At 42.2% G+C, this 9,276-nt stretch carries 8 protein-coding genes; all 8 read left to right on the top strand.

Annotated elements, in window-relative coordinates; all coding sequences use genetic code 11:
- Positions 1-70 precede the first annotated feature (70 nt).
- The 8 genes from nadA (at position 71) to lysS (ending at position 8,822) form a co-directional block, all read left to right on the top strand.
- Positions 71-997 carry a quinolinate synthase NadA gene (gene nadA, locus DP73_RS10620; protein WP_034599385.1) on the top strand — a complete coding sequence of 309 codons (927 nt, stop codon included), beginning with the start codon at positions 71-73 and terminating at the stop codon, positions 995-997.
- Between the two features lie 18 nt (positions 998-1,015).
- The gene (gene nadB / locus DP73_RS10625; RefSeq protein ID WP_205623380.1) at positions 1,016-2,662 is read left to right on the top strand and encodes an L-aspartate oxidase; all 1,647 of its coding nucleotides are present in this window, start codon (positions 1,016-1,018) and stop codon (positions 2,660-2,662) included.
- The gene (gene nadC, locus DP73_RS10630; RefSeq protein WP_034599387.1) at positions 2,628-3,500 is read left to right on the top strand and encodes a carboxylating nicotinate-nucleotide diphosphorylase; all 873 of its coding nucleotides are present in this window, start codon (positions 2,628-2,630) and stop codon (positions 3,498-3,500) included. The genes nadB and nadC overlap by 35 nt, the downstream gene beginning before the upstream one ends.
- Positions 3,501-4,478, top strand: coding sequence for a biotin--[acetyl-CoA-carboxylase] ligase (locus DP73_RS10635; RefSeq protein WP_205623381.1), 978 nt, complete (start codon positions 3,501-3,503; stop codon positions 4,476-4,478).
- A gap of 156 nt (positions 4,479-4,634) precedes the next feature.
- Positions 4,635-5,402, top strand: a complete 768-nt coding sequence (locus DP73_RS10640; RefSeq protein ID WP_034599388.1) for a type III pantothenate kinase — start codon at positions 4,635-4,637, stop codon at positions 5,400-5,402.
- 20 nt (positions 5,403-5,422) lie between these two features.
- Positions 5,423-6,379 (top strand): tRNA dihydrouridine synthase DusB, encoded by a 957-nt coding sequence (gene dusB, locus DP73_RS10645; RefSeq protein ID WP_034599389.1) that lies wholly within the window; start codon positions 5,423-5,425, stop codon positions 6,377-6,379.
- A 232-nt stretch (positions 6,380-6,611) separates the two neighbouring features.
- The gene (gene greA, locus DP73_RS10650) at positions 6,612-7,082 is read left to right on the top strand and encodes a transcription elongation factor GreA (RefSeq protein WP_014901122.1); all 471 of its coding nucleotides are present in this window, start codon (positions 6,612-6,614) and stop codon (positions 7,080-7,082) included.
- Between the two features lie 249 nt (positions 7,083-7,331).
- Positions 7,332-8,822 carry a lysine--tRNA ligase gene (gene lysS / locus DP73_RS10655; protein WP_034599391.1) on the top strand — a complete coding sequence of 497 codons (1,491 nt, stop codon included), beginning with the start codon at positions 7,332-7,334 and terminating at the stop codon, positions 8,820-8,822.
- The last annotated feature ends 454 nt before the right edge of the window (positions 8,823-9,276 follow it).

Consider the following 9,276-nt stretch of genomic DNA (forward strand, 5'->3'; position numbering starts at 1 on the left):
ATGCGTTAACTAAGGTGTAAGCTTAAGGCCTTGGCTATTTGTATTAGTCACTTAGGAAGGGTGTAAAGATATGAATTATAGCATAAGTCGCGACTTATTCGAAAGTTTAGCTGGGGAAATTCAAGAACTAAAAAAAGAACGCAAAGCAGTTATTTTGGCCCACTATTATCAGCGGCCAGAGGTTCAGGATATTGCTGATTTTGTTGGAGATTCTCTGCAATTAAGTCAACAAGCGGCTGACACTGATGCAGAAGTGATTGTCTTTTGTGGAGTCCATTTTATGGCGGAAAGTGCTGCTCTTTTATCCCCTGATAAAGTCGTCATATTACCCGAGTTGAATGCGGGTTGCCCTATGGCAGATATGGTTGATGTAGAGGGGTTACGGGCGTATAAAAAGAGAGTTCCCGGAGTTCAAGTGGTTTGTTATGTTAATTCCTCAGCAGAAGTTAAAGCCGAGAGCGATATTTGTTGTACTTCCTCAAATGCAGTTAAAGTAGTACAGTCTTTAGCCGGGGAGGATATTTTATTTATTCCCGATGAAAATCTTGGGCGATACGCTGCCAAAATCTTGGGACGTTCACTTCAGTTATGGCCTGGTTATTGCAAAACACATCACCGCTTGACTAACGATGACATTGAGGCGGTAAAAAAAGAGCATCCCTCGGCTAAGGTTATTGTGCATCCGGAATGTCGTGAAGAAATATGCCAAGTGGCAGATTATATAGGCTCTACTGCAGGCTTAATCACCTATGCAAAGAACTCTGAAAATCAAGAGTTTATAGTAGGTACAGAGTCAGGGATATTACATCAACTCCACAAAGTTTGTCCAGAGAAAAAATTCTATCTTGCTTCAGAACGACTGGTTTGTCCAAATATGAAGATGACAACCTTAGAAAAGGTTCGCGATGGACTAAAAAACCTCTCTCCCCGGGTTACCGTGGAAGAGGATATTCGAGTAAAAGCCAAAGCGACACTAGAGCGAATGCTGGCCTTGTAAGCAGCAGAAGAGCAGGGGATGGGTGTTTTGAGACGATATTTGTGCCCTTGGTCTAAATCAGGGGTAGAGGTCTTTGAATCGGACGTACTCGTATTAGGAAGTGGTATAGCGGGTCTATATACTGCAATTAAAGCAAGTGAGGATTTTCAGGTTACGGTTCTGACCAAAAAAACTATTAAAGAAAGCAATACTGAACATGCACAAGGTGGGATCGCAGCAGCCATTGATGAGGCTGACTCACCTACGCTGCATTTGAAGGACACTCTAAAAGCAGGTGCAGGCCTCTGTGATCCGTTAACGGTTAAAATCTTAGTCGAAGAGGGCGTTATTTGTGTTGAAGAGCTCATGGGTATGGGGGCTCAGTTTGATTATCAGAATGGAGAGCTTGCTCTCACTCGTGAAGGTGCCCATAGTCAAAAACGTATACTTCACGCCTTAGGGGATTCTACTGGCTGGGAAATTGAGCGGGCCTTAGTTGCTAAGGTTAAGTCAACTCCCGAGATTAGTACTTTTGAAGATCGTTTTGTAATTGACTTGTTAGAAAATGTTCAAGGGGATATTATCGGTGCCTTAGTTTTGAACGGGGAGACTGGAAAACTGGAAGGACATCTGGCAAATGCAGTGGTTCTGGCAACAGGCGGTTTGGGTCAGGTCTATAGCTTTACCACTAATCCTAATGTTGCAACTGGTGATGGAATGGCGGTAGCGTTACGTGCTGGTGCGGATTTGATGGACATGGAATTTGTCCAATTTCACCCAACAGCATTATTAATTCCCAATGCTCCCCGCTTTCTTATCTCTGAGGCTGTACGTGGTGAAGGTGCACATTTAATCAACGCTAAAGGTTCACGCTTTATGGATAAGATTGATGGGAAAGAGCTTGCTGCACGAGATATTGTGGCCCGAGGAATTTGGGAAGAAATGAATCAAGGCTCGGTTTATCTGGATTTTCGCCCTATCGGAGAGAAGCGAATTCTTGAGAGATTCCCCAACATTTACAAGACCTGTTTGAAGTATGGTGTAGATGTATTAACAATGCCTTTGCCAGTTGCCCCGGCGGCTCACTATATGATGGGCGGGATTGCCACAAACTCATACGGTGAAACCAGTCTGTCTCAGCTTTATGCAGCAGGAGAATGTGCTTGTAATGGGGTTCATGGGGCTAATCGGTTAGCAAGCAACTCTTTATTAGATGGACTTGTATTCGGTGGACGTATCGTTAAAAGGATAAGAGATAGATTTGATGGTAAACGACCAGTCTGGGAAGAGGTTGAGAGTCCTGAAGATAGTCAATCCAGAATTAAAGCTGGAACAAATCTGTCTAAGCAGTTATCATGTTTGAGCTTGCGCAAGGAAATTCAAGACTTAATGTGGAGTCGAGTTGGTATTTTGAGGAATGAAGAGGGTCTCAATGAAGCAGCAAGGTTGCTTGCGGATTGGGAGCACGAGGTTTTCTTAACTCCTTCCGTGGATGACTATGAAACAGCCAATATGTTGATAATTGGGGCAGCTATTACTAGAGCAGCATTGGATCGCAAAGAAAGTCGAGGGGGACATTTCCGTTCGGACTACCCGTTGCGGCTTGATGAGTCGTGGCAGAAGCACTCTCTTCAACGTAAGGAGGATAATTATGTACGCTACATTTCAGTTTCAAGAGCTGATTGATCGAGCGTTGATAGAAGATATCGGGACCGGGGATCTTAGCACTAGGATTTTCCCGGATGATCTTACAAGCATGGCCAAATTGTACGCAAAACAAGAAGGGGTAGTTGCTGGGCTGGAGCTTGTTGAGCAGGTTTTTCAGCGTGTAGACCCGAGGATTAGGGTTTGTAAACTGGTTAGAGATGGTTATGAGGTGAAGGTTGGGGAGGTCGTAATAGAGCTTGACGGGCCTCTCAGCGGTATTTTACAGGGCGAAAGAACAGCCTTGAATTTTCTGCAGCATCTTTCCGGAATCGCTACGGCAACCAAACGGGCTGTTGACCAAGTTTCAGGCCTATCAACTTGTATAGTTGATACCCGAAAGACCCTCCCAGGCTGGCGTTCTTTACAGAAATATGCAGTTAGAGTCGGAGGTGGACAGAACCATCGCTTTGGTCTCTATGATGCAGTGATGCTAAAAGATAATCATCTCACGGCAGTAGGTGGCTTAACAGAAGCCGTTAAAAGGGTAAGGACTACAATTGGACATATGATCAAGATCGAGGTTGAGTGTGAAACAATGGAACAGGTAGAGGAAGCTGTAGCCTGCGGTGTCGACGTAATTATGCTGGATAATATGCTAATTGACGAAATGCAGGCAGCGGTTCAGTACATCGATGGGCGGGCAATTGTTGAGGCTTCAGGGGGAATTCAGGAGAACCAACTTCGCCAGGTGGCGGAGACAGGGGTTGACCTAATTTCAATTGGGGCATTGACACATTCAGTTAGGGCAATGGACTTTAGTCTTGATATAGGAGAAATAAAGGCTACAACCAGAGCAAGTTGGGAAAGAGGATCTTAAATGTTGCGTGATGACATCCTTTATCTTTTGACGGCACATTCAGAAGAAGTAGTGTCTGGTCAGAGAATAAGCAACCAATTAAATGTCACTCGAGCTGCTGTCTGGAAACAGATTAAGATATTAAGGGAAGAAGGCTTTGCAATTGAGGCCCAAACCAAGAATGGCTACCGATTATTGAAAACCCCTCTTGCTTTAAATGAGTGGGTATTTAAGCAGGCGTTGAGTACCCAAGCATTAGGAAGAGTAGTTGATTTTTCTGATGAACTATCATCGACAAATGATCGGGCAAAAGAGCTGGCTCGCCAAGGCGCCTTACACGGACTGACTGTGTTGGCAAGTCGACAGCAAGCGGGGCGAGGAAGGCTTCAACGGCAATGGGAGTCTCCTGCAGGGGGACTATGGATGTCCGTTGTTCTAAGGCCAAACCTGTCGTTGGCGGATGCTTCTAAAATAACCCTTGCGGCAAGTGTGGCGATTGTAGACACTGTGCAGGAGCTTTTTGAGTTGTCTATAGGGATCAAATGGCCAAATGATCTTATTTATAAAGGACAGAAACTGGCTGGAATTCTTGGAGAAGTTGTAGGCGAGTGGAATACAGTTCAAACTTTAATTCTGGGAATAGGGGTAAATGGCAATTTTCCCCGGAAGCAATTGAATAATACATTTCCGGCTACGACTCTTCAAGAAATTTTAGGGTTTGACATAGATCTTAATTTATTAGCTGCAAAGATCTTAGAGAACCTTGAAAGAGAATTAATCTTTCTCGAGGAAAAAAAGTTTGATGAGTTGAGATCTAAATGGACGAAAAGAGCCATTGGTTTAGGTGAAGGGGTGAGAATATTCCGGGGAGAGAACGTAATTGAAGGTGTCTTTAAAGGGATCTCAATTGATGGGGCACTAATCTTAGAAACTGGAAACGAAGAGATAACGTTTTCTGCAGGAGAGATCAAACTACGGTCCAAACAGGGATATTTTTAACTTTTACACGCGGATCCTTTCATCGAAGTCTGGCTTCCTTTTAGTGTTTTACCAGTATTAGTCATTATGTTAGGAATTATTCTTGATGTCGTATATGGATCAGCAGCGATTGGGTTTGATCTAGTCGTAGGATCTTGAACTAAAAGGAGAGGTATTATGATTCTTTTATTTGATGTGGGTAATACAAATATTGTGTTGGGAGTCTATGATGAAAGGACATTAACTAATCACTGGAGAGTGTCCACAGATAAGTCCCGAACTATGGATGAATACGCAGTGGTTATTAAAAATTTATTTGATTTAAGTGGGCTGAGTTTTGAAGTAATTGATGCAGTTGTGATTTCATCAGTAGTTCCTCCGGTTATGCCAACGTTGGAAGCCCTGGCGCGAAAATACTTTGGAGTAGAACCTCTGGTTGTAGGGCCGGGTGTTAAAACCGGAATGCCTATTATTTATGACAACCCGAGAGAGGTCGGTGCTGATCGCATTGTGAATGCGGTGGCTGCATATACTAAATATGGCGGCCCCCTAGTCATTGTGGATTTTGGCACTGCAACAACATTTTGCGTAATATCGAAACGGGGAGAGTATTTAGGTGGGGCAATTGCGCCGGGAATTGGAATCTCGACAGAAGCTCTGTTTCAGAGGGCTTCGAAATTGCCCCGAATTGAGTTGGTTAGACCTACGTCAGTCATTGCCAAGAATACAGTAGCAGGGATGCAATCCGGAATATACTATGGATTCACCGGTCAAGTGGATGGAATCATTAAACGTATGAAAGGTGAACTAGGGCCTGAGACCAAAGTGATTGCCACAGGGGGATTAGCAAAAATGATTTCTCAAGAGTCAGAAATGATCCAAAAAGTAGATCCTTTTCTAACTCTTGAGGGGCTGTTACTAATCTACGAGCGTAACAGGAAATAGTAACTAAGAGGAATAATAATATGAAGTTAGGACATTATGAACTTGGAGTCCCGGTGTTTATGGCACCTTTGGCTGGGGTAACAGATAAAGCGTTTCGAGAAACAGTGCGTTCGGTGGGCGGAGATTATGTATGGACTGAAATGATAAGTGATAAGGCACTGACTTATCAAAACTCGAGAACTTTGCAGATGCTGGACTTAAGTGGCGAAGGGGAGCCCAGGATTGTACAGTTATTCGGCAATGATCCCGAGACAATGGCTCAAGCAGCTGAATTGGCCGTAACGTGCAATGCTAATATTATTGATATCAACATGGGATGCCCTGCTCCAAAAATTATCAAAAATGGTGAGGGATCGGCATTACTAAAGGATCTTCCCCGTGCTCAGGCAATTGCTTCAGCGGTAGTCCGCTCAGTAAATATACCTGTAACAGTAAAGATACGCCTTGGTTGGAATGATAGGGAAATAGTGGCGCTTGAATTGGCCAAAGGTCTAGAGTCAGTTGGTGTTCAGATGATAACCGTTCATGCAAGAACCCGCGAACAGTTTTATTCTGGGCATGCCGACTGGGAATGGATTCGACGAGTAAAAAAGGCAGTCAGTATTCCGGTGATTGGCAATGGGGATGTATTAATGCCTGAAGATGCCGGTAGATTGATTGAGCAAACCGAATGTGATGGGGTAATGATCGGACGCGGAGCATTAGGAAATCCCTGGCTCATACCGCGCACCCAATTTTTTTTGAAACATGGGCAAATATTACCGGAGCCTTCCATTGAAGAGCGTATACAGGTTGCCTTAAAACATTTTGAACGTGTGCTGCATTATAAGGGTGAAAGAATCGGTCTTAACGAAATGAGAAAACATGCTGTGTGGTATATCAAAGGAATTAGCAAGGCTGCAAAAGTTCGTGATGAGATAATGCAAACCAGATCCGTCGAAGAAATGCAAGCAGTCTTAACTAGGGTTTCTGGGTGACACTGGATATCTTGCCGAAATAATAAATAATTTGACAAGATGCCTTGTTAACGTTCAGAGGTGCGTCCTTGACAATAATTTGCCAGGTCCTTATAATAACGAGTAATGCAAATGAGGAATTTTTTAAGGAGTTCCTATATTAAAGGAATTACGCATATAAGGTTCTTAAAACGCTCGGTACAGTCAGTATAGAAGCGTAATGCGTAGGACGAGAAAAGGGAGCGAGGAAAATATGGCTGAAAAAGAAGTTATTCTAACATTAGAAGGCCTCAAGAAGCTTGAGGAGGAGTTGGAACTATCTAAAACTGTGAAGCGGCGGGAAGTTGCCGTGCGCATTAAGCAGGCCATTGACTTTGGAGATATCAGTGAAAACTCTGAGTATGACGATGCTAAAAACGATCAGGCCTTTATCGAAGGTCGGATAATCACTCTTGAAAAGATGCTCAGAAATGCGCGAATTATTGATGAACTTGAAGGAACTGATGTTGTGGCGGTAGGTACAAAAGTACGCCTCAAAGACTTAGACTACGGTGATGAAGAAGAATATTTTATTGTCGGTTCAGCTGAGGCTGACCCGGGTACTAATAAAATTTCCAATGAATCTCCTGTCGGAAAAGCAGTCTTAGGTCAAACTAAAGGTTCTGTAGTCGAAGTAAATGTTCCAGCAGGTATTTTACACTATCAAATTCTTGATATTAAATAGACTTTAACATTCAAAGATTTGAAATTGTGTAGACACATTAGCTTTAGAGAGTGCAGTGTTTCTGTGACTGGTTTGGTTTAGCCACGCACAGATGCTGCACTTTGTTTATTGATCTCGTTAATCCAAAATATGGAATATGGTCTTTGTTGAGCAAACGGTATTTTAATTTTAAGATTATATCTAAACTTGTTTATTGCAGTCTTAGTTTGGTAAAATTGGTAATAGAGAATAATTGATGGAGGAATAAAGATGGATAATACCAACGACCTCTGGCGAATTCGTTTAGAAAAGCTTGAGATGCTTCGCCAAGCAGATATTGAACCCTATGCTGATCGCTATGTGCGAACCCATAAAACCTCTGAGATATTAGAGCTCTTTGAAGAGCTAGAGGGCCAAGAAGTAAGTATTGCTGGCCGAATTATGAGCAAGCGTGATCAAGGCAAGGTTATCTTTACACATGTACAAGACCTTAATGGACGTCTTCAGACTTATATTCGAATGGACGAATTGGGGCAAACTATGTTTGACCTAATCTCTAAATTCGATGTAGGTGATATTATCGGAGTAAAAGGGAAGGTTTTTAAGACTAAACGAGGAGAAATATCTATTCATGCAGCAGAGGTTTTGCTTCTGTCTAAAGCTATGCGACCACTCCCGGAAAAGTTTCATGGGCTAACCAATGTAGAAACCCGATATCGCAGACGTTATTTGGACTTAGTTATGAATCCCGATGTTCGTCAAGTTTTTGTGACACGAAGTAAAATAATTCGTTATATGAGAGAGTTTCTAGAGGAGCGGGAATTCCTTGAGGTAGAAACGCCTACTTTACATACTATTCCTGGGGGGGCAGCAGCTCGTCCATTTATTACTCATCACAACACTCTTGATATGGATCTATATTTGAGGATTGCTCTCGAGCTTCCGTTAAAACGTCTTATTGTAGGTGGACTTGAAAAAGTTTATGAAATTGGACGAACCTTTAGAAACGAGGGAATTTCAATCAAACATAATCCCGAGTTTACTATGATGGAGCTTTATCAAGCCTTTGCTAATTATGAAGATATTATGGAATTGACTGAAGAAATGATTGCTCATATTGTGCAAAAGGTTCACGGTACTACCGAAATTACCTATCAAGGACAACCCCTTCAATTTAAGACACCCTGGAAGCGCCTCCCTATGATTGATGGAATATTAGAGTATTCGGGAGTGGACTTTAGGGAAATCATAACAGATGAACAAGCTCGTGATAAAGCTCGTGAAAAGGGTATACACGTCCAAGGGGATGCATCACGAGGGAAAATCATCAATGAGTTTTTTGAAGCCTTTGTTGAACCAAATTTGATACAACCGACATTTATCATTGGACATCCTGTGGAAATATCTCCATTGGCAAAACGCAATGCTAAGCAACCCGAATATACGGATCGGTTTGAGGCGTTTATATTTGGACGCGAACTAGCTAATGCTTTTTCTGAGTTAAATGATCCTATTGATCAACGACAACGTTTTGAATCACAGGCTGCCGAGCGTGCGAAAGGGGATGACGAGGCTCATATTATGGATGAAGATTTTGTACAAGCTCTAGAATATGGTCTTCCTCCTACAGGCGGGCTCGGAATCGGAATAGACCGTTTAGTGATGCTGTTGACGGATTCTGCTTCAATTCGCGATGTTATCCTTTTCCCAACGATGCGACCAAGAGATGAAAATGTTCAAGACGAAGATACTATAGGATAGTAGTGCAAAGCCGCTCCATTTAAAGGGCGGCTTTGTATATTTTAATCGCACAAACGTCTAACATTTTTACTAACAAATAATAAGGTTTATGGAAATTAAGCATCGAAAAAGAATTTATTAAAAATGAAAAACTAGAGATATATTGAGTATAATGGAGCAAAGATGTAATTATTAAAGTAAATATGGTTATAATAGCACCTGAGGGAGTTTGAGTAGGGGGATATTCATATGGTATAGTACTATTTGTTCGCTCGACAAAATAGTTGTAAAGCGAAAGGCGAAAAAGGTTATTGAAAAGACATCAAAAATGTCTTGACAATGTAAGGCTAAAATGCTACTATGTAATTCCGGTCATTGATTTCTAACAAACAAATTGAAATCATTGACACCATGGTCTTTGAAAACTAAACAACAAGGACAGCCAATGAGAGAGACTCGCAAGAGTTTCAAAATA

The organism is Desulfosporosinus sp. HMP52, assembly GCF_000765145.1.
In the GTDB taxonomy this organism is placed as follows: domain Bacteria; phylum Bacillota; class Desulfitobacteriia; order Desulfitobacteriales; family Desulfitobacteriaceae; genus Desulfosporosinus.

Excerpts from the sequence above, each read along its gene's own strand:
- DP73_RS10640 (WP_034599388.1), top strand. The coding sequence starts at position 4,635 with ATGATTCTTTTATTTGATGTGGGTAATACAAATATTGTGTTGGGAGTC.
- DP73_RS10635 (WP_205623381.1), top strand. The coding sequence starts at position 3,501 with ATGTTGCGTGATGACATCCTTTATCTTTTGACGGCACATTCAGAAGAA.
- nadB (WP_205623380.1), top strand. The coding sequence starts at position 1,016 with ATGGGTGTTTTGAGACGATATTTGTGCCCTTGGTCTAAATCAGGGGTA.
- nadA (WP_034599385.1), top strand. The coding sequence starts at position 71 with ATGAATTATAGCATAAGTCGCGACTTATTCGAAAGTTTAGCTGGGGAA.
- greA (WP_014901122.1), top strand. The coding sequence starts at position 6,612 with ATGGCTGAAAAAGAAGTTATTCTAACATTAGAAGGCCTCAAGAAGCTT.
- dusB (WP_034599389.1), top strand. The coding sequence starts at position 5,423 with ATGAAGTTAGGACATTATGAACTTGGAGTCCCGGTGTTTATGGCACCT.
- lysS (WP_034599391.1), top strand. The coding sequence starts at position 7,332 with ATGGATAATACCAACGACCTCTGGCGAATTCGTTTAGAAAAGCTTGAG.
- nadC (WP_034599387.1), top strand. The coding sequence starts at position 2,628 with ATGTACGCTACATTTCAGTTTCAAGAGCTGATTGATCGAGCGTTGATA.